Origin of the sequence: Isoptericola croceus (genome assembly GCF_029382255.1) — a bacterium.
GTDB classification, from domain to species: domain Bacteria; phylum Actinomycetota; class Actinomycetes; order Actinomycetales; family Cellulomonadaceae; genus Isoptericola; species Isoptericola croceus.
This window is the reverse complement of the sequence record NZ_JARLLG010000004.1, coordinates 210,079-235,187: the sequence shown is the minus strand read 5'-3', so window position 1 is coordinate 235,187 and position 25,109 is coordinate 210,079. Positions and strand designations below refer to the sequence as shown.

Sequence of the window (25,109 nt, the reverse complement as noted above, 5' to 3'; positions counted from 1 at the left end):
CAGCGTGCGCTGCAGCCACCCGGGCATGCCGCGTAGAGCGAGGCCGTGGCACGGCCGATGACAGTTCGTCGGCGAAGCAGCGGACCATGCGGCGCCGGCGGACGACGTCCTGAGACTCCGTGAGACCCAGCCACGCCGGCACGGGCCCGGTTTGCCATGCTGTGACCACGAGACGTGGCGGGCACTGCGCGGGAGGACCAGATGGAGCACTCGGCGATCGTGGTCGGCGGCGGGATCGCCGGTCTCGCCTCAGCGATCGCGCTGACGCAGCAAGGCTGGCGCACGACCGTCGTCGAACAGGCTCCGGAGCTCGCCGAGATCGGAGCCGGGTTCGCCATGACGCGCAACGCGGTGGCCGCGTTCCGGGGCCTCGGGTTCGACGACGACGACGTCGCCCGCCTCGGTCACGAGACCTGGGCGGCGGGCACGTGGGACCTGCACGGCCGCCCGATCCTGAAGATCGGGGACGAGCCGAAGGCCCGCCGCGCGACGACGGTCCTCGGCGTGCACCGCGCCCGGGTACACGCCGCCCTGCTGGACCGCGCCCGATCCGAGGGCGTCGAGCTGGTGACCGGAACGCGCGTGACCACCGTGGAGCCCGGCGAGACGGGCGGCGCGCGGGCCGCCGTCGTCGACGGGGAGCGCCGATGGGAGGCGGACCTGCTCGTGGGAGCCGACGGCGCGCGCAGTGCGGTGCGATCCGCCCTGTTTCCCGCCCACGTCCCGGTGTACTCCGGCTACTCGAGCTGGCGGGCGATCGCGCCCGGCCCGGTCGACGAGCCCGGCCTGCGCCAGTACTGGGGACCGCACGCCTCCCGCCGCGGTCCTGCGTCACGACGTGTACTACCTGCCCGGCGGCCTGGGCCGGTACGTGTCAGGGCGGGTCGTCATGGTGGGTGACGCCGCCCACGTCACCCTGCCGACCATGGGGCAGGGCGCGGCGACGGCGCTCGAGGACGGGCTGTGCGTGGGGCTGCTGGTCGGCCGGCCCGTGGCGGCCGGCGAGCCGTTGGGCGCGGCGCTGCGGGCCTTCGACGCCGAGCGGCGGCCCCGCTGCCGGGCGATCGGCCGCGCGTCGGTGCTCTCCGGACGGTTCGGCGCCCACCTCGGGCCGCGATGGCAAGGCTTGCGCAACCGCCTGATGCGGCTCGTGCCCGCAGGGTCGATCACCCGCGGGGCAGACTCCGTCATGGGATGGACGCCGCCCCGATGATGCTCAAGGGCGGAGCGAGTCGTTGAGCGAGCGTCGCGTCGTGGCGCACCACCTCCGCACGGAGAAGCGTGATCATCGCGGCCTTCGAACGATGCAGCTCGGCGGGGTCGAGCGTGGTGGCTCGTGCAGCGCCCAGAGCGGTGAGCTCCCCTGCTGGCAGCAGGTCGACGTCGCGGCCGTGGTGAGGATCCAGCCCGTACCGCTCGCAGGCGAGCATGACGATCTGGTCGCGGATACCGTCGAGCATCATCAAGGTCTGCCAGAGCTTGCCGCGCGCCAGCGCCGAGCGGGCGTGCAGCGCATAGAGCCATCCCATCCCGATGTGGTGGGCGGCGTCGAACGGCCGAGGCGTGGAGGGCTCGTTCGGCGCTCCGAAGAGCACCGTGAATCCGTCCTGCGTGGCCCGGAACGTGTCGAAGCGCCAGAACGAGAGGTCGATCTGGAGCGAGTCGGCCAGCAGGAAGACGCGGAAGAGCGTCCCTCCCGCGACGACGTCGAGCGTATCCGCAACCTCTGCCTCAGAACACAGCCAGGTCGTCCAGTCCGCGGCGACGTGTGCGGGATCGTGTCCCCTCGAGACCTGGAGCGCAAGATCGATGTCGGACCAGGAGTCCTCTCGACCGGTGGCCGCGGACCCGACGAGCGCGGCCCCCGCGACACACGGGTCGTGACGTGCTCGTGCGACCAGGCTTTCGCGAACGGCGCTTCTGGTCTCGGGGGTGAACATGACCACGAGCCTAGAGCCCCCTCGTTGCCCGAGGCATCCAACAGCGCGGTCCGCCTGATGGGAGGATGCGCACATGCCGAGCCACGGAGACGGGGACGACCCCTGGGTGGAGATCATCTGGACACCCACGCTCCGGGACACCCGGGAGCTGTACGCCACCATGGTCCCCTGGCGAGGCCGCGTCCTTGCTGTCGTCGCGGGGATCGTGATGCTTCTCGCCGTCGTGGCGACCGTGCCGCTCACGACCACTACCGAGGACGAAACGGTCATCAATCTGATCGTCCTGCTGCCCGCATCCTTGGTGGTGGCCTACCTGGCCTTCGTCGCTGCACTGCCACACTTCATCGGCGCGCTCATGTGGCAGCTGCAGCCCTCGCTCCGATCGACGGAGACTCTGCGCATCGACGGCGTCGCCGTCACCAGCACGACGCCGCGCAAGACGGTGACGATCCCCTGGCAGGAGGTGCGCCGGGTGCGGGATCACGACCAGCTCGTCGTGCTGTTCACCGGGCGAGGTCGGCGCGCGCTCGCCGTCCCCATTCCCCTGCGCGTGCTGCCCCCTGACCAGCGCACGACCGTTCGGACGCTGATCGCCGACCGCGGCTCGCGACCGGCACGCCTCCCGTCGTGAGACCTGGCGTCGGCGCAGGCCGGACGCCTTCGGCCTGACCGGACGCTCAGAGCCGCTCGGCGAGGACCTCCACGAGCGCCTTGCCCTCGACTCCCTCGAGCTGCACCGCCTGGGTGCGACACGAGAACCCGTCGGCAATGAACTCCTCCCCCTCGCCCTGTGCACGCAGGGCGGGCAGCAGCGCGTTCTCCGCCACGGCGACCGACACGTCGTAGTGACCCTTCTGCATGCCGAAGTTCCCGGCGAGCCCGCAGCAGCCGGCCAGCTCGGTGACGGTCGCCCCGGCGTCGGCCAGCAGCGACCGGTCGGCGCCGAAGCCCATCACCGAGTGCTGGTGGCAGTGCGGCTGCACGACGGCGGTGACGTCGCTGAGGTCCGGCAGCTCCCAGCCCGAGTCCTCGGCGGGGGCCGTGGCAGGGTCCGTCAGCAGCTCGGCGAGCGTCTTCGTCGCCCCGGCGACGGCCGTGGCCCGCGGGTCGTCGGGGAACAGGTCCAGCAGGTCCGAGCGCAGCACCGCCGTGCACGAGGGCTCCAGCCCGAGGATCGGGATCCCGTTGACCGCGTACGGCCCGAGCACCTTCAGCAGGTCGCTCAGCCGGCGCCGCGCACCGTCGAGCTGACCCGTGGAGATCCACGTCAGCCCGCAGCAGGCCTGCTTGTCCGGGACGACGACGTCATACCCCGCCGCGCTGAGCACCTTCACCGCGGCCTGGGGCACGGACGGGGACAGGGAGTCGCTGAACGAGTCGGTCCACAGCACGACCTTCGGCCGCTGGGAGGACACCGGCCGGCCGGGGAGCGTGCCGTGCGCCACGCCCGGTACGCCGTGCGTCGCGTACCCGCGGCGCCACCAGGTGCGGAACGGCATCTCGGCGAAGCGCGGAACCTCGCGACGCGAGTCCATGCCACCGCCCCAGAGGACGGCCCGGCGCACCCAGTCCACGGACAGCACCCTGTTGATCAACCGCGGCGCGAGGCCCGCGAGCCGCGCCCACCGGGGCAGCCAGCCCAGTGCGTAGTGGTCCATCGGGCGGAGCTTCCCGCGATACGTGCGGTGCAGCACCTCCGACTTGTACTGGGCCATGTCGACGCCGGCCGGGCAGTCCGAGGAGCACGCCTTGCAGCTCAGGCACAGGTCGAGCGACTCGTGCACCTCGGGCGCCGTCAGCCCACCGACGAGCGACCCGTTGACCGCCTCCTGCAGCACGCGCGCGCGGCCACGGGTGACGTCCTTCTCGTCCTTCGTCGCCAGGTAGGACGGGCACATGAACCCGCCCGCCGCGCTCGTGTCCGCACGGCACTTGCCGACGCCCACGCACCGGTGCACCGCCGTCGTCAGGTCGTGGTGGTCGTGGGAGAAGCTGAAGCCGGCGTAGCCGGACTTCTTCGCCGTGCCCCGCAACGTCCCGGAGCCGAGCAGCCCCCGCGCCCCGACCGGCGAGGTCGACGGCACGGACTGGGCGGCCGGCCGCCGCAGGTCGGCGTCCACGGCGGCAGGCCGGACGACGACGCCGGGGTTGAGCAGGTCGTCGGGGTCGAACAGCGCCTTGACCTGCTCCAGGAGCGCGATGGCCTCCGGCGAGTACATGACGGGCAGCAGCTCCGACCGCGCCCGGCCGTCGCCGTGCTCCCCGGACAGCGACCCGCCGTACTTCGCCACGAGCTCCGCCGCCTCGGTCAGGAAGGTGCGCAGCACCGACCCCGACGTCTCGAGCGGGATGTCGATGCGCAGGTGCATGCACCCGTCGCCGAAGTGTCCGTACGGCAGACCGTCGACGCCGTAGCGCGCCATGAGGGCGTCCAGGTCGCGCAGGTAGGCACCGAGCTTCTCGGGCGGGACGGCGGAGTCCTCCCAGCCGGGCCACGCCTGCTCCCCGGCGGGGGTCCGCCCCGCCAGCCCCGCGCCGTCGGCCCGGATCTGCCACATCTTGGTCGCGTCGGGCCCGGCCGGCAGGATCGCCGCGTCGATCGCGGCGGACGCGTCGACGATCATCTCGGCGACCTCGCGGGCCTCTCCCGGCGAGGTCCCGCCCACCTCGATCATCAGCCAGCCGGCACCCTCGGGCAGCTCGGGCACGGCGTCGGGGCCGTTGGCGCGCCGGACGACGTCGACGAGCCGCGCGTCGAGCCCCTCGATCGCGAGCGGGTCGTGGCGCAGCAGCACCGGCACGTCGTCGGCGGCCGCGGGCATGTCGGGGTAGCCGAGCACCACCAGCGTGGGCGCGTTCGGCACCGGCACCAGGTCGAGCGTCGCGCCGAGCACGGTGACGAGGGTGCCCTCCGTGCCGACGAGCATCCTGGCCAGGTTCGACCCGTTCTCGGGCAGCAGGTGCTCCAGCGAGTAGCCGGACACCTGCCGGCCGAACCGCCCGAACTCGGTGCGGATGAGCGCCAGGTTCTCGCGGACCAGCTCCGCCAGCCCGGGGACCGCGGCGAAGGTCGGGTCGCCGAGGCTCGCGGTGAAACGTCGCCCACGACCGTCCACGACGTCCAGGGACACCACGTTGTCGGCCGTGCGGCCGTAGGCCACGGCGTGCGGTCCGCAGGCGTTGTTGCCGATCATGCCGCCGAGGGTGGCGCGGTTCTGCGTCGAAGGGTCCGGGCCGAAGCGCAGCCGGTGCGGCGCGGCCGCGCGCTGCAGCGAGGACATCACCACGCCCGGCTCGACGACGGCGGTCCGGGCCTCGGGGTCGACGGCGCCGATCGCGTGCAGGTGCTGCGCGAAGTCGAGCACCACTCCCGGCCCCACGGAGTTGCCCGCCACCGACGTCCCGGCTCCCCGTGCGGTGACCGGGACGCCGAGCTCGCGCAGCACCTCGAGCGCCGCGAGCACGTCGTCGGTCGAGGTGGGGAACGCCACGAGGTCGGGGACCACCCGGTAGTTCGAGGCGTCCGTGGAGTACTCGGCGCGGCGGCGTGTGGTGGTGTCGACGGTGCCGGTCATGACGGTGCGCAGTGCCGTCGCGACGGCCTCGCGCGCCTCGGCCGCCGCGAGCTGCGCCGCACGCTCGGCCTCCCGCTGCGCGGCGAGCGCCGCCACCTGCGCATCCTCCGCGGAGGGCACGGCGTCCGGGGAGTGGTGGTGGCCGGAGGGTGTGGTCGTCGACTGGGCAGACACGGGGCGATTGTGCCACCGGTGTGCTCCGAGCACCGGATCGTCCGCCGTAGCGGGGCGCGTCGCGGTCCGCATCCGGCCCGTCGAGCACTCCGCGCCGGGCGCCGATAGCGTCAGGTCATGCGAGTCGTCGTGATCGGAGCCACCGGGAACGTCGGGACCTCCATCCTGCGGGCCCTCGTCGCCGAACCGGTGGTGACCTCCGTCCTGGGGGTCGCTCGCAGGGTCCCGCGGGCGGACGGGACCAGCACCGTCGGCCCGCCCCACGACGCCGTGGAGTGGGCACGCGCCGACCTCGCGGACGATGCCACCGTCGCGCAGCGGCTCGACGTGGCACTCGCGGGGGCCGACGTCGTCATCCAGCTGGTCTGGGCCATCCAGCCGGCGCACAAGCCCGACGTGCTGCACCACGTCAACGTCGACGGGACCCGCGCCGTCGTCGACGCCGTCGTGCGCCACCGGGTGCCGCACCTGCTCTTCATGTCGGCGTCCGGGGTGTACTCCCCCGGTCCCGCCGACGGTCACGCGGTCGGCGAGGACTGGCCGGCGGGCGGTGTGCCCGGCTCGCCGTACGCCCTCGGCAAGGCCGAGGTCGAGCGGATGCTCGACGAGGTGGTGGGGGCAGAGCCGTGGCTCACCGTGACGCGGATGCGTCCGGCGATCATGCTGCAGCGCGAGGCGGGCGCCGAGATCGGGCGGTACTTCCTCGGGCCCGTCGGGCGCCTCGGTCTCAAGATCGCGGCTGGCCCCCTGGGCCGTGCGGTCGGCGGGCTGGTCCGTGGCTGGCAGAGCGACACCCCACCCACGCCTACCGACCCGTCGCTGTTCCCCCTCGTGCCGTTCCCGCGAGGCGTCCGGCTGCAGGTGCTGCACCCGGACGACACCGCGAGCGCCGTCCGGGCCGCCGTCGTCGGACGCCATCCCGGCGCCTTCAACCTGGCACCGGACGGGGCGCTGACCGGACAGGACCTGGCCGACCTGCTCGCCGACGGTCGGCTCGTCGAGCTGCCGCTCGGCCTGGTGCGCCGCGGGCTGGCCATCGCCTCCAAGGCTCGGCTCGTGCCGATCGACGTGGGGTGGCTCGACATGGCTGCCGCGAACATCGTCATGGACTCCTCGCGTGCCCGGGACGTGCTGCACTGGCAGCCGACCCGGTCCCAGGGCGAGGTGCTCCTCGAGGTGCTCGGCGGGGTGCTGGACGGCGCCCACGCCGACACCCCGCCGCTCGCGAAGTAGCCCCGGCAGGCAGGGTCAGCCCTCGCTCTCCCGGTCAGGCTGACCCTGCACTCCGCTCCGGGTCAGCCCTCGTAGGTGACGTCGAGCGTGATCTCGTCCACGCCCGCGAGCGCCTTCGAGACCGGGCAGCCCACCTTTGCCGCCTCGGCGGCCTTCCGGAAGCCGGCCTCGTCGGTGCCGGCGGCGTACCCGCGCACGCTCAGCGCGATCTTGGAGATCCGGACCCCACCGGCCGGGTCCGGGGTCAGCGTGACGTCGGCGGACACCTCGACCTGCTCGGGCGTCGCGCCGGCCTTGCCGAGCTCGCCCGAGAACGCCATCGAGAAGCAGGAGGTGTGCGCCGCGGCGATCAGCTCCTCGGGGCTGGTGACGCCCTCGGCGCCCTCGGCCGTGCGGCGCGGCCACGAGACGTCGAACGTGCCGGTACCGGAGCTGGACAGCTCGACCTGGCCCGACCCCTCCTGCAGGGTGCCGTTCCAGGCGGTGCGTGCGGTACGAGTGGACATGGTGAGCTCCTTCGCGGGGTACAGCAGGGACGCCCCGACCGTACCCCGGGCTCACGGCGAGGTCGTGTCGAGCACGCCCTCCGCCACCGCGAGCACGGACCACGTGTTCCCCGCGGCGTCGCTCAGCTCGTAGGCGGGCAGCAGCAGGACGGACCCGCCGTCGTCGTGGTGCTGGGTGAGCCCCAGCCGGGCCTCGGTGATGGTCACCTCGGACACGGGCCACGGCAGGTCGTCGCCCGACGACGGCGGAGCGGGCGGCGCCGTCGGCTCGCTCTGCTCCTCCTCGGCGTACCGCGCTTCCAGCATCTGATCCGCCTCCGCCGAGTAGAGCACCGGCCACGAGGACCCTCCGAAGCGCGGGTCGCCGAGCCGTTCGACGGCCTCTGCGGGGCTCACGACCGGGTACTCGCCGAGCGACACCGTCTGGGCGAGGAACCCGTCGAGCCATGCGACGCCGTCGTCGGACACCGTCGCGCTCCAGGACGACCCGGTCCGCTGACCGTCCACCACCTGCTCGGCCGACACCCACACCGCACCCTCGCTCGCGTCGTCGGGCGCGTCGAGCTCGAAGCCGGCCGGGTCGACGCCGACGCGCTCCATGAGGTCGCGCACCTCGTCGATCGCGTCCTGCCGGGTGATCTGCGCGGCTGCCGGCTCCTCGCAGAACGTGGGCTCGACGAGGCCGTCCTCGCCGTTCGCGTCGTCCTGCTCCGGGATCCCGGCCAGCTCCTCCTCGCAGCGCCACGGGTCGGCGGCGGGGTCGTTGTAGCTGAAATAGGCGGTGCCGTCCGCGGAGAGCCAGATGCTCGCACCGCTGCCGTCGCGCGGCCCGACCTGCCATGAACCCCACTCCCAGCGAGGCTCGCCCGAGACGCCGAGCGCCTCGGCCAGCCGGGCGGCACCCGCCTCGGTGGCCGACTCCCGGGCGTCGTACGCGTAGGCGGTGGCGACGCCGGCCTCGTCCGACAGCCCGCTCGCGCTGAAGACGGCGCGCCCCTCGAACCAGCCCGGCAGGGAGATGTCGGCGGAGCCGGAGCCGTCCGCCGACTCGTCGGCCATGGCCCCGGCCGCGGCGTCCGCGCCGGACTCCGCCATGTCGCGCCCCCCGCCGAGCGTGATGGGCGGCAACGCCTCGCTCCCGGCCCGGTCCGCGGCGACCTGCGCCCCGCCGGCGGCGGCGGTGACGCCCAACGCATACCCACCCCCGGAGAGCGCCACGGCGCCGGCGATCCCGGCCGCCACCAGCCACGGAGCGCGGCGGCGCTCCCGCCTGGCGGCCAGCTCGTCGCCGTCCGACGGCGGGTCCTGCGCAGGCTCGTCGGCCAGTGCGTCGATCTTGGCCCGGAGCACACTGGCGCGCGGCTCCGCGTCGGTGGCGGGGTCCGCGGCGGCAAGCCGCTCGTAGGCGTCGTCCTCGGTGTTCATCACGACCTCCTGGGGGCGCGCTCGCTCTGACACCCTGAATGTGTCCTCACCGGCTGCTTCCTTGCGTCCCGTCCGCGTCCGCGGCAGGGTGCGGCCCTCGCCCCGCGCCGGGCTCGGCGGTCTCGACGCCGTCGTCGTCGGACTCCGCCCAGGCGGCACTCAGCCGGGCCCGCGCGCGGGAGAGCGCGGCGTCCGCCCCGCCCCGCGACACGCCGAGAACCTCGGCGAGGTCTGCTCCACCCAGACCGTCCCAGGCGACGAGGAGCAGGATGCGCCGGTCACGCGGAGACAACCGGGTCAGGGCCCGCCGCACCCGGTCGTCGGCGACAGCGAGCGTCGCCGGGTCGACGTCGTCCGGCTCGTCCGGCACGGCGGCCACCGGCAGCGCGCGGTGCTTGCGCCGGTGGTTGGCGAGCACGTAGCCGGCGGTCCGGTAGAGCCACGGCAGCTCCGCTCCGTGCGGCACGTCCGTCCGACGGCGCCAGGCGGTGGCCAGCACCTCGGCGGCGAGGTCCTCGGCCTCGTCCCGCGACCCGTCCCCGGCGCGGAGCCGGCGCAGGAAGTAGCGGTGGACGGCGACCGAGTGCGCGGCGAACAGCGCGTCGAACCAGGCGTCGTCGTGCTCGATCGCCACGTCGGGGGTCACGGGGCCTCCTGCGGTCGTCGTCGGTCGCACGCCGGCCCTGCGCCGGCTATCCGCTCTGTGTCACGAGTGTGCCCAGCCTTGCACCAGGCCAGGAACTGTTTCACCCCGCGACGCGCTGACCTCACGGACAGCCCACCACGTACTCTGCGGTCATGACCGCAGAGCCGGGCGCCGTCGCAGCGCCGGCAGCGCGCCCGAGGCGCCACGTCGTGCGCTGGGTGCTGCTGTCGATGCTGGTGCTCGTCGTCGCCGCGGCGGTGGCCGCGGTGCTGATGATCCGCGACGCGCTGACGGCTCGTGGCGCGCTGGAGGAGGCCGCCGCGCAGATCCCGGCCGTCGAGCAGGCTCTGCGCGAGGACCTCTTCGCGGGCTCCGCACGATCGCTGGCGGATGCTCCCGAGCTGGTCGCGCTGCAGGAGCAGACCGCGGCCGCGCACGACGCCACGGACGGGGTGCTCTGGGATCTAGCGGCGAACCTGCCCGCGATCGGGCCGTCGGTGGACGCCGTCCAGTCCGTCGCCGCCGCACTCGACGACCTCGCTGCCGAGGTCCTGCCCGCTCTCGCGGCGACCGTGGACGCCGCGAGAGCGACCACCCGCACGGACGGCGGCGGGATCGACCTGTCGCCGCTGGCCGAGGTGGCAGGCCAGGTATCGACCGCGCGGGCTGTCCTCGACGAGGCCCGGGCCGACCTGGACGCGATCGATCCGACCCGCATCCGCCCCGGGCTCGTGGACCCCCTGGCGACGCTCGACGCCCGGCTCGGTGACCTTGCCGGGCTCACGGCGACGGCCGAGCGGGCCACGTCGCTCCTGCCGCCGATGCTGGGTGCCGCCGAACCGCGGCGCTACCTGCTGCTCGGCATGAACAACGCCGAGCTGCGCACCGGCGGCGGCATCGCGGGCTCCCTCACCCTGCTGACCATCGACGGCGGGAAGGTGACGATCGAGAGGCAGGCGTCCAGCGGCGACGTGGGGTCGTTCGACGAGAGCGTGGTACCGCTCGACCCCCAGGACGAGGAGGCCTACTCCGTACGGCTCGGTCGGTTCGTGCAGGACGTGACGGCCACACCCGAGTTCCCCACGACGGGCAGCATCGCCGCCGAGATGTGGGCCAGGTCCCAGGGCGAGCAGGTCGACGGGGTGATCGCCACAGACCCCGTGGCGCTGTCGTTCGTGCTCGAGGCGATCGGTCCCGTGCAGGTTCCCCTGCCGAAGGACGTGGCCGAGGCGGTGGGGAGCGACAGCGTGGAGGTCCGGGCGGAGAACGTCGTGGACCTCCTGCTGCGCCGCGCCTACCGCTCCATGGAGCCCGAGGTGGCCGACCAGTTCTTCGCGGCCGTCGCGGCGGCGACGTTCACCGGTCTGACCACGAACGACGTGGAGATCTCGACCGTCGTGCCCGCTTTCGAGCGGGCGGCGGAGCAGCGTCGCTTCCTGGCGTTCTCGACCGTGCCCGCCGAGCAGGAGCTGCTGACCGGCACGCTGGTCGCCGGGACGTTCGGCGCGGAGCGTGCCGCGGACGCCGTCGGCGTCTTCCTCGATGACACACGGGCCGGGAAGATGACCGCCTACCTGGAGGTGGAGCTGGACCTCACCGCGTCCGTGTGCTCCGGTGACGGCCGCGTCGACACCGTCGAGGTCACCCTCAGCAACCAGCTCGACCGCGCCACGGCCCGCGACCTGCCCTTCTACGTCGCCGGTCCCGAGGACGACCCGCGCCGCGGTGACATCGCGGTCAACCTCACGGCAGCGGGAGTGCAGGGTGGCGGCGCCCCCACCCTGCGGCAGGAGGGCACCCCGATCGGAGGATCGAGCCTGACCGTGCACGAGCGGGAGAACACCGCGATCGCGGTGACGTTGCGCCCCGGTCGGACGACGACGGTCGAGGTCTCTGTGCCCTCCTCGGCGGCGGCCGCCCGCGGTGAGGGTGCCGGTGCGCCCGGCCGTCTCGAGGTGTGGTCCACGCCGACGGTGGGCGCGTCCGGCCTGCGCCTGTTCGACGTGCCGTCCTGCGGGTGAATATCGGGGCTCCGCCCGCTTTCACCCGGACCAGGCGTACCCGCGGTGCCCCGTCGTGGCTAGCGTGAAAGTCGCACCAGGCGGTGGCCGCGCCAGCGGCGGACGGCGAGACAAAGGGGACGGACCGATGACTTCGGCATCACGTGCGCGACGACGCGCAGTCATGGCCCTCGGGCTGAGCGCCGTCGTCGTCCTCGGCGGTGGGGCGCTCGCCGCGGCGGACACGGAGGACGACCCGAGCGCGGTCGAGTACCCGGACGATCCGAAGGAGAATCTCGCGCTCAAGATCCTCGAGCCGATCTGCGACGGCGACGTGCCGTACCTGGGGTACGACGCCGTCGCGGAGAGTGTCACGCCCGGCGCCGTGACCATCACCTTCGTGAACCCGACCGGCGACGACCACGTGCTGACGGACCAGCCCCTGTCCGGACGGGTCCTCTGGCCGGGCGCCGAGGTCGACGGGGCGGGCAACCCCGTCGACTGGCCGGGGTGGAGGCTCGTCGACGGCGAGTGGGTCGTCGGCGACCAGTGGGACTGGGTCCGCCCGTCGGTGGAGGTCGTCTTCCAGGTCGGCCCCTTGACGACCAGGACCGTCGTCGCCTACCCGTCGTCGGCGCCGAACTGCGAACCGCCGGGATCGGAGGATCTGACGACGACGGCGGGCCAGGTGGCAGGACCACCGGACCAGGGTCAGTCGTCGTTCCTGCCGCGAACCGGTGCTGAGATCCTGGGCCTGCTCGCCGTCGCCGCCGGACTCCTCGCCGTCGGCGCGGCGGTCGTCACGCTGGTGCGCCGTCACCGGAGTGCGGCGGACGCCGAGTAGCCAGGTGGCCGACCGCGGTCGGCCAGCGCACGACGCCCCCTCCCGATGGTCCCGGGAGGGGGCGTCGTGCGTCCCGGTTGCCGCCGGGAGCCGTTCGACGCCATCGTGAACCTCCGGGTCGACCGTTGCCGGGTCGGCGCCGGTCAGGAGTGCAGTCCGAGCTTGTTAGGTCTCCAACAGCATGGTGATGGGACCGTCGTTCACCAGCTCCACGGCCATGTCGGCGCCGAACACTCCCGTCGAGACCTCGATCCCCCGCCCGCGCAGGTCGGCCACGACGGCGTCCACGAGCGGCTCCGCCACCGGGCCGGGAGCAGCCGCCTGCCAGGTGGGCCGCCGCCCCTTGCGAGCGTCGCCGTACAACGTGAACTGGCTGACCACCAGCACGGGTGCCCCCTCGTCGGCGACCGACCTCTCGCCCCGCAGGATCCGCAGGTCGGCGATCTTGCGGGCGACGGTCGCGGCGTCCGCCGGCCCGTCGTCGTGCGTGACACCGACCAGCGCCACCAGGCCCTGTCCCTCGAACGCGCCGACCACCTCGCCGTCGACCGTCACGCTCGCCCGCGTCGCCCGCTGGATGACTGCCCTCATGCCTGCTCCTTGGGCCCGACGGCGGCCCTCGCGCCGAGCATGTCGTCGAACGTCGCGCGGACCTCGCCCACCGGCCTGCCCCCGCCGAGCACCGGCACGTCGCCGAGCACGGCCAGGGCACCGACGTCGACGCCGGGTACGTCCAGGGCACCCGCGAGGCGCAGCGCCGCCGCGAGCACCGCCGGCCGGGGCCGCGCGGCACCGTCCAGGATCTTGAACGCCAGCGCCGAGCCGCCCGGCAGCCCTGCCGCGCACACGCCGTCGGCACCGATCTTCGCCACCAGACCCGGCACGGCCCGCATCGCGGCGGTGTCCTCGCGCCCGGTACCGGCGACCATCTCCGGGTGCGCGGACATCGCCCGCGCCACCCGCGCCGTCGGGCCCTGCTCTGCTCGACCGGCCGCACCGGCGAGCAGCCCGAAGGACCGCGCCAGCCCGGTCAGCGTCGTGGCGAACAGCGGCGCGCCGCAGCCGTCGGTGGTGACGTGCCCCGGGTCGGTGCCGGTGAGCTCCACGATCACCGCGCGCACCTGCCGTTGCAGCGGGTGGGACGGCGCGAGGTAGTCGCCGGTGTCCCACCCCGCCATGCGGCAGGTCGCCAGCATCGCGGCGTGCTTGCCCGAGCAGTCCTGCGTGATCGACGCCGCCTCCCGCCCGGCGCGGAGCCAGTCCGCGGCCGCGGGCGGGTACATCGGCAACGTCGGGGTGTTCCGCAGCGCGTCGACGCCCAGACCGGCACCGGCCAAGATCGCCCGCACGCCGTCACGGTGCACCGGCTCGCCGTTGTGGCTCGCCGCCGCGAGCGCCAGCAGGGGCGGCGGCAGGTCGAGGCCGGCCTGGACCATGGCGACCGCCTGCAGCGGCTTGACCGCCGAGCGCGGCCAGATCTCCGCGGCCGGGTCTCCCGCGGCGTGCACGACGGCGCCGCGCGGGTCGAGCACCACGAGGTGGCCCAGGTGCACCGACTCCACGAGGTCGCCGCGCACGACGTCGGCGAGCGGGACGGCGCCCTGGGTGATCGGCGCGCTCACCAACCGCTCGAGCCCTGCGAGCGGCCCTTGCCGGTGCCGTACGCGCGGAGCTTCGGCCGCACGTCCACGAGGTACACGATCGCGGCGATCACCGCGATGACGTTGAGGAAGCCCACCGCGTTGCCCGCGCCGCCACGCGCGGGAAGCCCGAGGAAGCCGAGCACGGCGGCGGCGCCGAGGATGAGCAACCAGGCCGGTTTGCTGAGCTTGCCCTCGGCCTTGAAGCCGTGCGCCGGCCGGCGCAGGGCGTCGACGAGTGCCCACACCTGCACGACGAAGACCACGATCGCCAGGCCGGCGAGCACGAGGAGCTGGAGGTTCCCGATCACGCGACCAGGTTACGGGAGGACGCGGAGCTGCTGGTCCCGTGCCGCCGTGGCGACGTGCTCGTCCCACGCCACCACGAGGGTGTCGTCGTGCGAGACGGCGAGCGCGCTGGCCACATGCACCGCGTCACCACCACGCAGCGGGTGAGGTCCGGCGGTCAGCTCGGCGGCGGCGTCGGCCACCCGCGTGGTCACCTCCACGACGTGCAGGGCGGGCCACAGCACGGTCCAGCGGTCGAGCGCCCGACGGCGGGAGCCGGGGTCGAGCACGCCGGCACGCTCACCGGCCGCGAGGGTCGCCCGCAGCTCGATGTCGGCGAGACGCGAGGTGACGACGACGTCCGCTCTGTTCCACAGGGCGCTCGCCAGGTCCGAACCCTGCTCGGGCACGCACAGCTTCACCAGCGCGCTGGCGTCGAAGTAGACGAGTGCCATCGGGACGGGTTCCTCTCAGCGGCGGATGCGCCGGACGAGGCCGGACAGCCCGGAGCGGGACGTACCGTTGCTCGCACCCACCGCCTGCGCCGTCGGCGGCACCGCGTGGGTGGGACGCTCGGTCTGGGCGGGGGTGAGCAGGCCGTCACGGACGAGCTCGCTGACCAGGTCGGCGCTGCCGACGCCGGTGAGGCGGGCGACCGGGACACCGCGATCGGTGATGACGACGTCCTCGCCGTCACGAGCCTTCTCGATCCAGGACTTCAGCTCGGCGCGCAGCGCGCTGACGGAGACCTCCATGACCAGCGACGGTACACCCCCGGGCGGCGACCGAACAGGCCAGCCTCGTTCGGCGCCCGGGGGTCAGAGCTCGGGCAGGTGCTCCCGCGCGGCCTGGGGGTCGAGCCCGCTCGCCTCGAGGGCGTCCACCACGGGCGAGCGCAGCAGCACCACCAGCGACGCGACGCGCAGGTCTCCGACGCCCACGGCGTGCGGGTCCGCCGCACGGGCGACGTCGACGAGCAGGTCCTGGGCATCCTCGACGGACCCACCCCCGCCGACGGCGGAGGCCAGCAGTCGCACCCCGCCGGCGAACCGCTCCACCTCGTCGGCCAGCACCCCGACCTCGGGCCACGTCCCGTCCGGCCCGACGACGGTCGGCGCGCGGCGGGCGAGGAGCCGCACGCTGCGCATGGCCCGGTCCACCAGCACCGCCTGCCCGGCGAGCTGGTGGATGTCGCCACGCTGCCCGCGGTTGACGCCGACCCGCGCGATCTCCTCCGCCTTGCGGGCGGTGTCCCGCCAGTCGGCCAGGACCGCCTCCGAGGCCCGGCCGCGGACGAGCGCCGCACCGAGGTCCTCCATGTCCCGCTGCCGCAGCCCGCGCCCGACGGCCTCCAACGTCTCGGCGAGCTCGGTCGTGGCCTCGTAGGCCAGGGAACGCAGCCGCCGCAGCGGGTCGCTCGGCAGCAGCAGCGTGACGGCCAGCGCCACGAGCCCGCCGACGGCGGCATCCGTCCATCGGCCGAACGCCCCGTCGAACGCGACGGCCGCAGGCAGGCCCACGACGACGATGGCCTGCACCCCGGCCTGGGTGACCAACAGCGGCCCCCGGTCGATGAACCGGGCGAGCAGCGCCGAGACCAGCAGCACGACGGTGAGCTGCCACCAGCCGGTCCCGATGAGCCCCACGATGACCTCACCGATGCCGACGCCGACAGCGACCCCCACGGCGACCTCGGAGACGCGTCGCAGCTCCCGGTCGAAGGAGAAGCCCAGGCACACCCAGGCTGCCACGGCGGCGAAGAACGGCTGCTCGTGGCCGAGCACGAGCCGGGCCAGCAGGTAGGCGACACCCGCGGCGAGGGAGGCCTGGACGACGGGCCAGAACCCCGAGCGCACTCGCGAGAAGCCCTGCCGGAGGCGGATCCGGCGAGCCAGGGATCGCACGGCGGCACCCGCGGCGGCACCCGCCTCGCGCGGGTCCGGGGTTCTCACCGCACGATCACAGCAGGCTCTGGGCCCCGTCGCCACCGCGTGGCGTCAGCCCGCGCAACGTCTCGCCCCGCCCCTCCGGCCGGTCGGCCGAGACACCCTCGCCGGGGACGATCGCCTCGAGGGTGGCGTCGATGACGACCTCCTGGGCGTCGGCCCCGACGCCCACGGCCCCGACGACGACGAGCGGTGCGTCGTCGGGCAGGCTCCGCTTGACCACCGCGAGCGCCACCGGGCCCAGCTCGTGGTGGCGGGCCACCGAGGTGACCGTGCCGACCACCTTGCCGTCCGCACCGTCACGGCGGACCTCCGCACCGGCGTCGGGCACCACGTGCTGCGACCCGTCGAGGTGCAGCATGACGAGGCGTCGCGGCGGGCGGCCCAGGTTGTGCACGCGCGCGACGGTCTCCTGGCCGCGATAGCAGCCCTTGTGCAGGTGGACGGCGGTGCGCAGCCAGTCCAGCTCGTGGGGCACGGTGCGGTCGTCGACCTCGCGGGCGAGGCGCGGCCGCCACGCCTCCACGCGCAGCGCCTCGGTCGCCCACGTGCCGGCCAGACGCCACCCGGCGGCCTCCCGCTCGGCGACGGCCTCGACGAGCGTGGTGCGCGGGACGAGCACGAGCCGCCAGTCCCGGTCGGCGCCGGGGTGCTGGTCCTCCGCCGGGCCGTACCGGGTGCCGCCGACGGCGACGCGCGGCCAGCTGTCCCACCACGTCACGGGCTCGCCCTCGGCGCCCTCCGCGGCGACGGGCTCACCGAGCGCGGCGTAGTCGTCGGTGACGTCGTCGATCTCGACGCGCATCATGAATCGCATGCGGGTCAGCCACGCGACGAGCGGATCGACGTGGTCACGCTCGGTGATCAGCCAGGTGGACGTGCCGTCGTCGACGACGCCGAGCGCGTGCTCGATCCGTCCCTGCGGGGAGAGCACGAACAGCTCGGTCGAAGTCCGCGGCGCGAGGTGCTCGACGTCCTGAGAGGTGATCGAGTGCAGCCACGAGAGCCGGTCCGGCCCGGTGAGGCGCACGACGCCCAGGTGCGACTGGTCGACGACGGCGCCGCCGCGGGCAAGCGCGCGCTGCTCGGCGACGGGCTCGCCGTAGTGCCAGGCGATGCCGGCGTCCGGGCCGGTCGCGGCGACGGCGCCGGCACGGTCCAGGAGCGGGCTGCGGTACGTCATGACGGGCTGTCGGCGCGGTCGAGCTCGCCGGAGGCGTAGGAACCCATCGGGTGACCGAAGGCGGCCAGCTCCTCGAGCCACAGCAGGCGGCCCTCGACGTTGCCGTAGAGCCGCTTGGCGGCGGTGACCTCGGCAGCGGTGGAGGTCCGCGCGACGAAGTCGGTGGCGAGGTCGACGCGGCCGTCACCCACGAGGCCGAGGAACAACGAGAGGCGGCCCGACGCGTCGGTCACGAGGACCTCGAGGGCGTGCTTGCCCTCCGGCACCCCCTCAGGCCGGTCGGAGGAGATGCGCCAGTAGCCCGTCTCCGTGGACCAGACGGTGTCGAAGGCGTCGTCGCCCTCGCTGGTCTCGTCGGTCGTCTCGCCGTCCGCCGCCGCGGCGGAGCGCACGCGCAGCGTCGAGGAGAAGCGCAGGTACGGGCCGCCGTCGTGGTCGAAGACCAGCTCCTGACGGAACGGGGTCTCGGCGATGCCCTCGTACTTGATGACGCCCGCACCCGTCCACCGGCCGACGAGCCAGGCGAGCGGGTACACCTCGGGCGCGAGGCCCTCGGGGAAAGCGAAGGGCATCAGCGCTGACCGTGGAACAGCTTGTAGACGACGTAGCCCGCGAACCAGGTGATCACGCCGACGGTGACGACCAGGAGGCTGGTGAAGAAGATCTCGAGTGCGTGGAGCGACATGCCTCGATCCTAACCGCGGCGCCACGGCTAAGGTCGGCGCTATGACCGAGACCACACCGCAGCGTTCCCTCGTCGTCAAGACCACGGCCGGCACCGAGCGGGCGGAGGCCACGAACCAGGCCCTGACCGTGGCGGCCGCTGCCGTGGCGGCAGGCGTGGAGGTCTCGCTCTGGCTGACGGGTGAGTCCGCGTGGTTCGCGCTGCCCGGCCGGGCCGCCGAGCTCGAGCTGGAGCACGCGGCGCCCGCCGCCGACCTGCTCGAGGCGGTCCTCGCGGCGGGCACCGTCACGCTGTGCACCCAGTGCGCAGCGCGGCGCGGGATCGGGCCGCAGGACGTGCTGCCGGGTGTGCGGATCGCGGGCGCCCCGGTGTTCGTCGAGGAGTCGCTGCGGCCCGGCGCCCAGGCGCTCGTCTACTGAGGCTCAGGCGCGGGCGCGCTGCAGGCGCCTGCCCAGCAGGTAGATCTCGCACCCGAGGCAGAGGCCGACGGTGGCGTTGAGCGCAGTCGCGAGGAACGCGATGCCGGCCGCCCACGGCACGGCCGCCAGGACACCGGCCAGGCCGAGCGCGACGCCCGCGCCGGTCACGAGGAGGCCGACGAGCTGGGCGAACCGCGGCGGGCGCGGGTCCTCCAGGTGCTCCGGGGGCGCGAGGCGTGGGCGGACGAACCTGCGGAACAGCCAGCCCTGCCACGTCGCGTGCGTGCCGCGGAGCGCGCCGGGCAGGAAGCTCAGCGCGACGACGGCCAGCAGCACCAGGGCAGCCGTGGTCGGCCCGAGGAGGACGACGACAGCGAGCAGCGCTGCCGTGATCCCGGCGCCGACGCGAGGTCCTCGCGGGTCGATGCCCGCCGGAGGCTCTGGTCGGGCGCCGTCCCCGGCGGTGCGGTCGGTCGTGGTCATGCGTTCCTCCCGGAAGGCAGCGAGTCGGATGTGACGGCGTCGAGCGCGGCACGCGCCTGAGCGGGTGTCATGGCTCCCGAGGCGCGGGCCACCTCCGTCCCCGCGGCGTCGAGGACGAGCACCGTCGGGGCGCGCAGCACGCCCGCGCGCAGCACGAGGTTGACGTGCTCGTCGACGTCGACCTCGATGTGCTCGACGTCCTCCTCGGCCTCGGCGAGCGCTCCGAGCGTCCGGGCCGTGGCACGGCACGGCGTGCACACCGCGGTGGAGAACTGCAGGAATGTCGCCCGCGCGCCGGGGGCGGTCCCGAGGGCGGCGAGGTCTGCGCCCCAGGCGTTCGGCACAGCGAGCACGGAGCCGTGCAGGCGCAGCCGGCCCTGCCGGCTCCGATGGACGAGCCCGACGACGACGGTCAGCACGACGAGCGCGACGAGCGCCTGCCACTGCACGGTCATCCGGGCCTCCTTCCTGAAGAATACTCGACAGGAACAGATCCAATTGCATGGATGTTCCCGGTACCGTGGTCTCTGCGATGCGCCCGTAGCGTACGCGTCTCCACGCGACGGGACGGCCGCCAGCCTGCTCAGGTGTCCTGACGGCTGCCGAGGGTACCCAGGAGGACCTGCGATGACCGACACCCCCACCCGCACCTGGAACGACCTCGTGGTCCCCACCGCCGGAACGTACGAGCTCGATATCGCCCACCAGCGCATCGGCTTCCTCGCGATGCACATGATGGTGAGCCCCGTCCGGGGCCAGTTCGGCACAGGCTCCGCCGTCATCCACGTCGCCGAGGACCCGCTTGACTCGACCGTGTCGGCGACGATCGACACCGCGTCGATCGAGACGGCCAACGCCGACCGCGACACGCACCTCAAGAGCCCGGACTTCCTCGACGTCGAGACCTTCCCCACGATCGAGTTCCGGTCCACCGGGGTGGAGTGGAACACGGCACCGGACCCGATCTTCTCCTGGGCGGTGCTCAAGGGCCGCACGCCGGGGCGCAGCAGCGAGACGAACCCGGCGGCAGCCCGCACGAGCACCCGGTTCGTGCTGCACGGCCACCTGACGATCCGCGGCATCACGCACCCGATCGCGCTCGACGCCGAGTTCGGCGGGGTCGGCACGGATCCCTACGGCCGCCACATCTTCGGGTTCAGCGCCACGGCCGACTTCGAGCGCGAGAAGTTCGGGCTGCTGTGGAACGTCGCCCTGGAGGCCGGCGGCGTGCTCGTGGCCAAGACCGTCCGGATCGAGCTCGCGGGCGAGGCCATCCGGGTCGAGGGATAGGTCGGCGAGCCCTGTGCCGATCGACGAGGACGGGCGTCAGAGGACGACGCGGCCCACCACGAACACCAGGATCCCCGTCACCACGACCGGGACCGCGGCGGCCGACAGCCCCGCCCGCCGGAGCGCCAGCGCCGGTTGCCGCTCGAAGAGGAACCGCAGCGCGGCAGCGACCAGGCCGGCCACCAGCCCGGCGATCAGGCCGGTCACCGGCTCGACCTCGGGGACCACGGACGCGGTCCCCGCACCCGCTGCCGCACCGAAGGCCACGGACAGCAGCGACCCGGTCCAGCCACCGGCGATCGGCAGCGCCGAGACCGCCGACGCGACGGCCAGCGCGACGGCGCTGGTCAGCACCAGCGCGGCACCGGCGTCCGAGCGGCCCGTGGCGACCCAGCCCGTCGCGGACACTGCGACGACGATGCCCGCCGTCATGCCGCTCACCGACTCGACCAGCCGGGGCCGACCACCTCGCCGGAGCATCTGCGCCACGAAGGCCAGCACCAACGACATCGCGATCACCAGCGGGACGTTGCGCAGCACGGGCTCGCCCTCGGTCGCCCAGGTCGCCGCCACCCCCCCGAGCCCCGCCAGGAGCACGACCAGCACGGTCGCACCGTCGGCGGGAAGACGCAGCAGCGCCGCCCAGCCGACCGCCACGAGCACCACGAGCCCGGCGGCAGCAGCGGTCGTCCACAGAGGCCCCAGGTACGCCGCCGCCGCGACCAGAGCAGCGAGCGCGGCAGTCGTCACGGCACGGGTGGTCACGGTCACGTCGAAGAGTCTCGCATGCCGACCCGTTGTGACCGGCGGCGCACAGCGCGGTACCTTTACCTCCACCGGTGGCGGGAGGAGGTGCGCGTGGCCGAGCTGTTGATCCTGACGCCCGCGACAGGCGGGTCGGTCGAGGTACTGCCCGCACTCGGTCTGCTCTCGCACAAGGTGCGGGTGCTGCCGATGGAACCGTCGGCACTGGTGGACGCCCCTGACTCGGACGTCGTCCTCCTCGACGCGCGCCGCGACCTGGTCGCCGCACGCACCACGTGCCGTCTGCTGCACGCGACCGGACTGACCGTCCCGCTCGTGCTCGTCCTGACCGAGGGCGGGCTGACGGTGGTCAACCACGAGTGGGGCGCAGACGACCTGCTGCTGGAGAACGCCTCGCCCGCCGAGGTCGAGGCACGGCTGCGGCTCGTCGTGGAGAAGTCCGCGCACGGCCCGGCCGACGACTCCCCCCAGGAGATCTCCGCGGGCGAGCTGGCGATCGACGCCGGTGGTTACACCGCCCGGCTGCGTGGACGGCCCATCGACCTGACCTACAAGGAGTTCGAGCTCCTCAAGTACCTCGTGCAGCACCCGGGACGCGTCTTCACCCGCGCCCAGCTCCTGCAGGAGGTCTGGGGCTACGACTACTACGGCGGCACCCGCACCGTCGACGTGCACGTGCGCCGGCTGCGAGCCAAGCTCGGCCCCGAGCACGAGCAGCTCATCGGCACCGTCCGCAACGTCGGGTACCGGTTCGACCCGCCGAAGGAGCCGCTCGCCGACGACGGCGACGACCCCGGCGCGGGCACCAAGGGCTCCCCGCGGGTGTCCTCCGGCGGCTGAACCGGTAGGTTCGGCGCGTGACCGCCATGCCCGACACCGACTACACGTCTGCCCTCGTGGACGGGCCGTGGCGCCACGAGTTCGTCCCCGCCAACGGTTCGCGCTTCCACGTCGCGACAGCCGGCCCGGCACGCACCAACGGCGACCGCGCCCCGCTCGTGCTGTTCCTGCACGGGTTCCCGGAGATGTGGTGGGCATGGCGCCACCAGCTGACCGCGCTGGCCGAGGACGGCGTACGGGTCGCGGCGATCGACCTTCGGGGGGTCGGTGCCTCCGACAAGCCGCCTTCCGGTCACGACATCCCCACCCGGACGCGGGACGTCGCTGGAGTCGTCCGGTCGCTCGGCCACGACCGCGCCGTCGTCGTCGGTACCGGCACCGGCGGCGCGCTGGCGTGGGCGATGGCGGCCCTGCAGCCCGCCGTGACCGCCGGGGTGGCAGCGCTCGCCTCGCCCCACCCGCTGCGGCTGCACGTCCCCGGCCGGCGGCTGCTGACTCCCGCTGCGCGCCGGACGCTCGCGCTCTACCAGGTGCCGTCCGTGGCCGAACGTCGCCTGACGGTGGGAGACGAGGTGGCCCGCGTGCTCGCAGCGGGAGCCGCCCGGCCGTTCGCGCACGACATCGTGGGCCGGTACCGGGAGGTCATGCGCATCCCGTTCGTCGCGCGCAGCTCCGTCGAGTCACTGCGCTGGTTGACGCGGTTCGCGGCCCGTCCCAGCGGGCGGCGGTTCCTGGCGGCGCTGCGACGGCCGATCCAGGTCCCGGTCCTTCAGCTGCACGGCTCCGCGGACGGGTTCGTCCGCACGGAGACCGCCGACGTCGACGGCGCGGCGCTCGCGCGCGACTTCCGGTTCGAGGTGGTCGACGGCGCCGGTCACTACCTCGCGGAAGAGGCGCCCGGCGAGGTCAACGCCCTGCTGAGCGACTGGCTGCCCCACGCCCTCGGCCACTGATCGGCTCAACGCCCGAGCAGGGCCAGGGGGACGACGGCGATCCCGTCGGGCCGGCGGTACGCGGTCCTTCCCGTCGTCACGACGACGCCGTCGATCAGGTCGTCACCCAGGCGCTCCCGCAACCATCGAAGGTGCCGGACGTCGCGGTCGGTGACCGAGGCGGCGAGCTTCACCTCCATCGCGAGCACCCGACCGTCGTCGCGCTCGACGATCAGGTCGACCTCATGCTCTCCACGGTGCGTTCGCAGGTGGCTGACCTGGGCACCGAGGCAGTCCGCCACGACGCGTACCGACAGCGTGACGAGGTCCTCGAAGAGTGCGCCGAAGAGAGATCCAGTCCGCGGCAGCGGGACGCTGTCCGGGTGGGCGGTCTCGATCAGCGACGCGGCGCCGACACCGAGAAGGCGTGCAGCCAGGGCGGGATCGGCGAGGTGGTGCTTCGGGGTACGACCCAGGCCGGAGAGCGCGCTTCCGGCGCCTACCCAGGCCGGGACCTCCTCCAACAGCCACATCCGCTCGAGGGTCTCCCGGTAGGCGATGACCGTGCTGCGTGCGGGCTTGTCCGGCTCACCTGCCGTCGCCGCATCCAGGACAGCCGTGTACGACGCGGTCGTCGACGTCGCAGCCGCATACGCACGCATCCATGCACGCAGGGCACCCGGACGCCTCACCTCTCGACCAAGCTCGGGGAAATCGCGCTCGACGACCAGTCTCAGATAGGTGTCCAGCGCGTCCCGTCGGTTCCGGCCGTCGAGGTGCCGGATCCCGGGGAAGCCTGATGCGACGATCTCGTCCGCATAGTCCTCGAGCGTCGCCTCGGTCTCGCCGAAGATGTCGGTGCTCTCCCCGGCGAGCAGCGCCTCAAGAGAGACAGCCGACCGGAACGACCCGCGCTCGGCGAACGACATGGGACGCATGCGCAGCTGCACGATGCGACCGGCACCGGTGTGCATCGGCATGGTGGCTGGAGAAGCGGAGCCTGTCAGCAGGAAGGCCCCTGGGGCGGCACCGGCGTCGACCGCGCGGCGGACGACGTCCCACACCCGTGGGACCTCCTGCCACTCGTCGAGCAGGACGGGACGCTCGAGCCTGGTCACGAGACTGGGGTCGGCCCGATAGGCCATGCTGCGGTCGACGTCGGCCAGATCGACGCTCGACCGCGCACGGCGCGTCGCGGTGGCGGTCTTCCCGACGGCCTTGGGCCCGACGACTGCTACCGCCGGCAGACCTGCGAGCATGCGATCAAGCTCGCTGTCGATCTCCCGAGGCAGATACTCCATCCGCCTACGCTACAGACTCGTGACGACCTACGCTACAAACACGCGCCGTTCTATGCGACAGACGCGTGAGGGACTCCACGAACAAGCCCCGTTCCCGCGGCTCAGGCCCTGCCGCCGGTGCGCACCAGCTTCGCCGCCGCCACCGGGTCCGTCTCCCCCGTGCCGTTCGACGGGCACCACCGGGCCACCGGGCAGGCGCCGCACGCCGGGCGGCGGGCGTGACAGACGCGCCGCCCGTGCCACACCAGATGATGGCTGAGCATCGTCCAGTCCTTCTTCGGGAAGATCGCACCGACGGCGTGCTCGACCTTGACCGGGTCCTCCTCTTCCGTGAACCCCAACCGCCGCGCGAGCCGCCCGAAGTGCGTGTCCACGGTGATCCCCGGGATGCCGAACGCGTTGCCCAGCACCACGTTCGCCGTCTTGCGCCCCACGCCGGGCAGGGTGACGAGATCCTGCAACCGCGCCGGGACCTCGCCGTCGAACCTCTCGACGAGCGCCTGGCCGAGGCCGATCACCGCGCGGGTCTTGGCCCGGTAGAAACCCAGCGGCCGCAGGATCTCCTCCATCTGGGCGGGATCGGCCCCGGCGAGCGCGGCGGCGTCGGGGTACCGGGCGAACAGGACCGGCGTCGTCGCGTTGACCCGCACGTCCGTCGTCTGCGCGGAGAGCACCGTGGCGACCAGCAGCTCGAGCGGCGTCGTGAAGTCGAGCTCGGCACGCGCGTCGGGGTAGGTCGCGGCAAGCACGCGGTCGACCCGCCGGGCGCGACGGACAAGTGCCAGGGGCGACTCACCCGTCGGGGTAGGCTGCGGTGGCTTCTCGACGGTCACCTCGGCAGCGTATCGGCCACCTCCGACAACCGCCGCGCTCCTCCGCCGGAACCGCAGCGGCTGCCCGTTCGTTCGCCAGGAGCCAGCTGAGGCAGACCTTCCAGGCACGAAGACCCTGGGTGAGGCACACTGAGACCTGGAACACATTGTGAGACCGCCCC

At 73.6% G+C, this 25,109-nt stretch carries 28 protein-coding genes; 10 read left to right on the top strand and 18 right to left on the bottom strand.

The window, feature by feature from the left end:
* The first annotated feature begins 174 nt into the window (after positions 1 to 174).
* On the top strand, positions 175 to 900 hold the full coding sequence (locus PZC42_RS11700) for an FAD-dependent oxidoreductase (protein WP_277211240.1): 726 nt from the start codon (positions 175 to 177) through the stop codon (positions 898 to 900).
* The gene (locus tag PZC42_RS11695) at positions 890 to 1,213 is read left to right on the top strand and encodes an FAD-dependent oxidoreductase (protein ID WP_277211238.1); all 324 of its coding nucleotides are present in this window, start codon (positions 890 to 892) and stop codon (positions 1,211 to 1,213) included. Before PZC42_RS11700 ends, PZC42_RS11695 begins: the two co-directional genes overlap by 11 nt.
* On the opposite strand, the gene PZC42_RS11690 is transcribed toward PZC42_RS11695, so the two are convergent.
* On the bottom strand, positions 1,188 to 1,940 hold the full coding sequence (locus tag PZC42_RS11690) for a nucleotidyltransferase domain-containing protein (protein WP_277211236.1): 753 nt from the start codon (positions 1,938 to 1,940) through the stop codon (positions 1,188 to 1,190). The two genes, PZC42_RS11695 and PZC42_RS11690, sit on opposite strands and share 26 nt — an antisense overlap.
* 73 nt (positions 1,941 to 2,013) lie before the next feature.
* On the opposite strand from PZC42_RS11690, the gene PZC42_RS11685 reads away from it, so the two are divergent.
* Complete coding sequence (locus PZC42_RS11685; RefSeq protein WP_277211234.1) at positions 2,014 to 2,571, top strand: YcxB family protein; 558 nt, start codon at positions 2,014 to 2,016, stop codon at positions 2,569 to 2,571.
* A 46-nt stretch (positions 2,572 to 2,617) separates the two neighbouring features.
* Here PZC42_RS11685 and PZC42_RS11680 read toward each other — a convergent pair whose 3' ends face one another.
* Positions 2,618 to 5,515, bottom strand: coding sequence for an FAD-binding and (Fe-S)-binding domain-containing protein (locus PZC42_RS11680; RefSeq protein ID WP_277211382.1), 2,898 nt, complete (start codon positions 5,513 to 5,515; stop codon positions 2,618 to 2,620).
* A gap of 291 nt (positions 5,516 to 5,806) precedes the next feature.
* Here PZC42_RS11680 and PZC42_RS11675 point away from each other — a divergent pair, with 291 nt between their 5' ends.
* Positions 5,807 to 6,922 carry an NAD-dependent epimerase/dehydratase family protein gene (locus tag PZC42_RS11675; protein ID WP_277211232.1) on the top strand — a complete coding sequence of 372 codons (1,116 nt, stop codon included), beginning with the start codon at positions 5,807 to 5,809 and terminating at the stop codon, positions 6,920 to 6,922.
* A gap of 62 nt (positions 6,923 to 6,984) precedes the next feature.
* Here the strand turns inward: PZC42_RS11675 and PZC42_RS11670 are convergent, their stop codons facing one another.
* Genes PZC42_RS11670 through PZC42_RS11660 form a run of 3 tightly spaced genes read right to left on the bottom strand, consistent with a single transcriptional unit; the run spans position 6,985 to position 9,499 of the window.
* Complete coding sequence (locus tag PZC42_RS11670; RefSeq protein ID WP_277211230.1) at positions 6,985 to 7,428, bottom strand: OsmC family peroxiredoxin; 444 nt, start codon at positions 7,426 to 7,428, stop codon at positions 6,985 to 6,987.
* Positions 7,429 to 7,479: 51 nt separating this feature from the next.
* Positions 7,480 to 8,853, bottom strand: coding sequence for a hypothetical protein (locus PZC42_RS11665; protein ID WP_277211228.1), 1,374 nt, complete (start codon positions 8,851 to 8,853; stop codon positions 7,480 to 7,482).
* A 46-nt stretch (positions 8,854 to 8,899) separates the two neighbouring features.
* Positions 8,900 to 9,499 (bottom strand): RNA polymerase sigma factor, encoded by a 600-nt coding sequence (locus PZC42_RS11660; protein WP_277211226.1) that lies wholly within the window; start codon positions 9,497 to 9,499, stop codon positions 8,900 to 8,902.
* 152 nt (positions 9,500 to 9,651) lie between these two features.
* Here PZC42_RS11660 and PZC42_RS11655 point away from each other — a divergent pair, with 152 nt between their 5' ends.
* Positions 9,652 to 11,520 (top strand): DUF4012 domain-containing protein, encoded by a 1,869-nt coding sequence (locus PZC42_RS11655; protein WP_277211224.1) that lies wholly within the window; start codon positions 9,652 to 9,654, stop codon positions 11,518 to 11,520.
* Positions 11,521 to 11,647: 127 nt separating this feature from the next.
* On the top strand, positions 11,648 to 12,343 hold the full coding sequence (locus PZC42_RS11650) for an LPXTG cell wall anchor domain-containing protein (RefSeq protein ID WP_277211222.1): 696 nt from the start codon (positions 11,648 to 11,650) through the stop codon (positions 12,341 to 12,343).
* 165 nt (positions 12,344 to 12,508) lie between these two features.
* Here PZC42_RS11650 and dtd read toward each other — a convergent pair whose 3' ends face one another.
* The 8 genes from dtd to PZC42_RS11610 form a co-directional block, all read right to left on the bottom strand.
* Positions 12,509 to 12,934, bottom strand: a complete 426-nt coding sequence (gene dtd, locus PZC42_RS11645; RefSeq protein WP_277211220.1) for a D-aminoacyl-tRNA deacylase — start codon at positions 12,932 to 12,934, stop codon at positions 12,509 to 12,511.
* Entirely contained in the window at positions 12,931 to 13,965 is a 1,035-nt protein-coding gene (locus PZC42_RS11640) for an asparaginase (RefSeq protein ID WP_308199836.1), read from the bottom strand. The genes dtd and PZC42_RS11640 overlap by 4 nt, the downstream gene beginning before the upstream one ends.
* Positions 13,962 to 14,294 (bottom strand): DUF2516 family protein, encoded by a 333-nt coding sequence (locus PZC42_RS11635; protein ID WP_277211217.1) that lies wholly within the window; start codon positions 14,292 to 14,294, stop codon positions 13,962 to 13,964. The genes PZC42_RS11640 and PZC42_RS11635 overlap by 4 nt, the downstream gene beginning before the upstream one ends.
* A 9-nt stretch (positions 14,295 to 14,303) precedes the next feature.
* Positions 14,304 to 14,726 carry a type II toxin-antitoxin system VapC family toxin gene (locus tag PZC42_RS11630; protein WP_277211215.1) on the bottom strand — a complete coding sequence of 141 codons (423 nt, stop codon included), beginning with the start codon at positions 14,724 to 14,726 and terminating at the stop codon, positions 14,304 to 14,306.
* 15 nt (positions 14,727 to 14,741) lie between these two features.
* Positions 14,742 to 15,026 carry a type II toxin-antitoxin system Phd/YefM family antitoxin gene (locus PZC42_RS11625; protein WP_277211213.1) on the bottom strand — a complete coding sequence of 95 codons (285 nt, stop codon included), beginning with the start codon at positions 15,024 to 15,026 and terminating at the stop codon, positions 14,742 to 14,744.
* Between the two features lie 63 nt (positions 15,027 to 15,089).
* The gene (locus PZC42_RS11620) at positions 15,090 to 16,223 is read right to left on the bottom strand and encodes an FUSC family protein (protein WP_277211211.1); all 1,134 of its coding nucleotides are present in this window, start codon (positions 16,221 to 16,223) and stop codon (positions 15,090 to 15,092) included.
* Between the two features lie 7 nt (positions 16,224 to 16,230).
* Positions 16,231 to 17,400 carry a CAF17-like 4Fe-4S cluster assembly/insertion protein YgfZ gene (gene ygfZ, locus PZC42_RS11615; protein WP_277211209.1) on the bottom strand — a complete coding sequence of 390 codons (1,170 nt, stop codon included), beginning with the start codon at positions 17,398 to 17,400 and terminating at the stop codon, positions 16,231 to 16,233.
* Positions 17,397 to 17,972 carry a heme-binding beta-barrel domain-containing protein gene (locus tag PZC42_RS11610; protein ID WP_277211207.1) on the bottom strand — a complete coding sequence of 192 codons (576 nt, stop codon included), beginning with the start codon at positions 17,970 to 17,972 and terminating at the stop codon, positions 17,397 to 17,399. Before PZC42_RS11610 ends, ygfZ begins: the two co-directional genes overlap by 4 nt.
* 154 nt (positions 17,973 to 18,126) lie before the next feature.
* On the opposite strand from PZC42_RS11610, the gene PZC42_RS11605 reads away from it, so the two are divergent.
* On the top strand, positions 18,127 to 18,504 hold the full coding sequence (locus PZC42_RS11605; protein WP_277211205.1) for a DsrE family protein: 378 nt from the start codon (positions 18,127 to 18,129) through the stop codon (positions 18,502 to 18,504).
* Positions 18,505 to 18,507: 3 nt separating this feature from the next.
* Here the strand turns inward: PZC42_RS11605 and PZC42_RS11600 are convergent, their stop codons facing one another.
* Together PZC42_RS11600 and PZC42_RS11595 are read right to left on the bottom strand one after the other, a co-directional pair.
* Positions 18,508 to 18,987 (bottom strand): DUF4395 domain-containing protein, encoded by a 480-nt coding sequence (locus PZC42_RS11600; protein ID WP_277211203.1) that lies wholly within the window; start codon positions 18,985 to 18,987, stop codon positions 18,508 to 18,510.
* Complete coding sequence (locus PZC42_RS11595) at positions 18,984 to 19,442, bottom strand: TlpA family protein disulfide reductase (RefSeq protein ID WP_277211200.1); 459 nt, start codon at positions 19,440 to 19,442, stop codon at positions 18,984 to 18,986. The genes PZC42_RS11600 and PZC42_RS11595 overlap by 4 nt, the downstream gene beginning before the upstream one ends.
* Positions 19,443 to 19,614: 172 nt before the next feature.
* Between PZC42_RS11595 and PZC42_RS11590 the strand changes: the two genes are divergently transcribed.
* Positions 19,615 to 20,277, top strand: a complete 663-nt coding sequence (locus PZC42_RS11590; protein WP_277211198.1) for a YceI family protein — start codon at positions 19,615 to 19,617, stop codon at positions 20,275 to 20,277.
* Between the two features lie 36 nt (positions 20,278 to 20,313).
* Here PZC42_RS11590 and PZC42_RS11585 read toward each other — a convergent pair whose 3' ends face one another.
* A complete protein-coding gene (locus PZC42_RS11585) occupies positions 20,314 to 21,048 on the bottom strand; it encodes an FXYD domain-containing ion transport regulator (protein WP_277211196.1) in 735 nt (244 codons plus the stop codon).
* A gap of 87 nt (positions 21,049 to 21,135) precedes the next feature.
* On the opposite strand from PZC42_RS11585, the gene PZC42_RS11580 reads away from it, so the two are divergent.
* Entirely contained in the window at positions 21,136 to 21,882 is a 747-nt protein-coding gene (locus PZC42_RS11580; protein WP_277211194.1) for a winged helix-turn-helix transcriptional regulator, read from the top strand.
* Between the two features lie 26 nt (positions 21,883 to 21,908).
* Entirely contained in the window at positions 21,909 to 22,835 is a 927-nt protein-coding gene (locus PZC42_RS11575; RefSeq protein WP_277211380.1) for an alpha/beta fold hydrolase, read from the top strand.
* A gap of 5 nt (positions 22,836 to 22,840) precedes the next feature.
* Here PZC42_RS11575 and PZC42_RS11570 read toward each other — a convergent pair whose 3' ends face one another.
* Both PZC42_RS11570 and nth read right to left on the bottom strand, forming a co-directional pair.
* Entirely contained in the window at positions 22,841 to 24,115 is a 1,275-nt protein-coding gene (locus tag PZC42_RS11570) for an ATP-binding protein (protein WP_277211192.1), read from the bottom strand.
* A 101-nt stretch (positions 24,116 to 24,216) separates the two neighbouring features.
* Positions 24,217 to 24,948, bottom strand: a complete 732-nt coding sequence (gene nth, locus PZC42_RS11565; RefSeq protein WP_277211190.1) for an endonuclease III — start codon at positions 24,946 to 24,948, stop codon at positions 24,217 to 24,219.
* Positions 24,949 to 25,109 lie beyond the last annotated feature (161 nt).

What these genes read in the sequence shown, in the direction of transcription:
- PZC42_RS11650 (WP_277211222.1), top strand. Translation starts at nt 11,648, where the DNA reads ATGACTTCGGCATCACGTGCGCGACGACGCGCAGTCATGGCCCTCGGG.
- PZC42_RS11625 (WP_277211213.1), bottom strand. Translation starts at nt 15,026, where the DNA reads ATGGAGGTCTCCGTCAGCGCGCTGCGCGCCGAGCTGAAGTCCTGGATC.
- PZC42_RS11590 (WP_277211198.1), top strand. Translation starts at nt 19,615, where the DNA reads ATGACCGACACCCCCACCCGCACCTGGAACGACCTCGTGGTCCCCACC.
- PZC42_RS11675 (WP_277211232.1), top strand. Translation starts at nt 5,807, where the DNA reads ATGCGAGTCGTCGTGATCGGAGCCACCGGGAACGTCGGGACCTCCATC.
- PZC42_RS11685 (WP_277211234.1), top strand. Translation starts at nt 2,014, where the DNA reads ATGCCGAGCCACGGAGACGGGGACGACCCCTGGGTGGAGATCATCTGG.
- PZC42_RS11630 (WP_277211215.1), bottom strand. Translation starts at nt 14,726, where the DNA reads ATGGCACTCGTCTACTTCGACGCCAGCGCGCTGGTGAAGCTGTGCGTG.
- PZC42_RS11695 (WP_277211238.1), top strand. Translation starts at nt 890, where the DNA reads ATGGTGGGTGACGCCGCCCACGTCACCCTGCCGACCATGGGGCAGGGC.
- PZC42_RS11575 (WP_277211380.1), top strand. Translation starts at nt 21,909, where the DNA reads ATGCCCGACACCGACTACACGTCTGCCCTCGTGGACGGGCCGTGGCGC.
- PZC42_RS11680 (WP_277211382.1), bottom strand. Translation starts at nt 5,515, where the DNA reads ATGACCGGCACCGTCGACACCACCACACGCCGCCGCGCCGAGTACTCC.
- PZC42_RS11665 (WP_277211228.1), bottom strand. Translation starts at nt 8,853, where the DNA reads ATGAACACCGAGGACGACGCCTACGAGCGGCTTGCCGCCGCGGACCCC.
- PZC42_RS11570 (WP_277211192.1), bottom strand. Translation starts at nt 24,115, where the DNA reads ATGGAGTATCTGCCTCGGGAGATCGACAGCGAGCTTGATCGCATGCTC.
- ygfZ (WP_277211209.1), bottom strand. Translation starts at nt 17,400, where the DNA reads ATGACGTACCGCAGCCCGCTCCTGGACCGTGCCGGCGCCGTCGCCGCG.
- PZC42_RS11670 (WP_277211230.1), bottom strand. Translation starts at nt 7,428, where the DNA reads ATGTCCACTCGTACCGCACGCACCGCCTGGAACGGCACCCTGCAGGAG.
- dtd (WP_277211220.1), bottom strand. Translation starts at nt 12,934, where the DNA reads ATGAGGGCAGTCATCCAGCGGGCGACGCGGGCGAGCGTGACGGTCGAC.
- PZC42_RS11605 (WP_277211205.1), top strand. Translation starts at nt 18,127, where the DNA reads ATGACCGAGACCACACCGCAGCGTTCCCTCGTCGTCAAGACCACGGCC.
- PZC42_RS11655 (WP_277211224.1), top strand. Translation starts at nt 9,652, where the DNA reads ATGACCGCAGAGCCGGGCGCCGTCGCAGCGCCGGCAGCGCGCCCGAGG.
- PZC42_RS11610 (WP_277211207.1), bottom strand. Translation starts at nt 17,972, where the DNA reads ATGCCCTTCGCTTTCCCCGAGGGCCTCGCGCCCGAGGTGTACCCGCTC.
- PZC42_RS11600 (WP_277211203.1), bottom strand. Translation starts at nt 18,987, where the DNA reads ATGACCACGACCGACCGCACCGCCGGGGACGGCGCCCGACCAGAGCCT.
- PZC42_RS11690 (WP_277211236.1), bottom strand. Translation starts at nt 1,940, where the DNA reads ATGTTCACCCCCGAGACCAGAAGCGCCGTTCGCGAAAGCCTGGTCGCA.
- PZC42_RS11595 (WP_277211200.1), bottom strand. Translation starts at nt 19,442, where the DNA reads ATGACCGTGCAGTGGCAGGCGCTCGTCGCGCTCGTCGTGCTGACCGTC.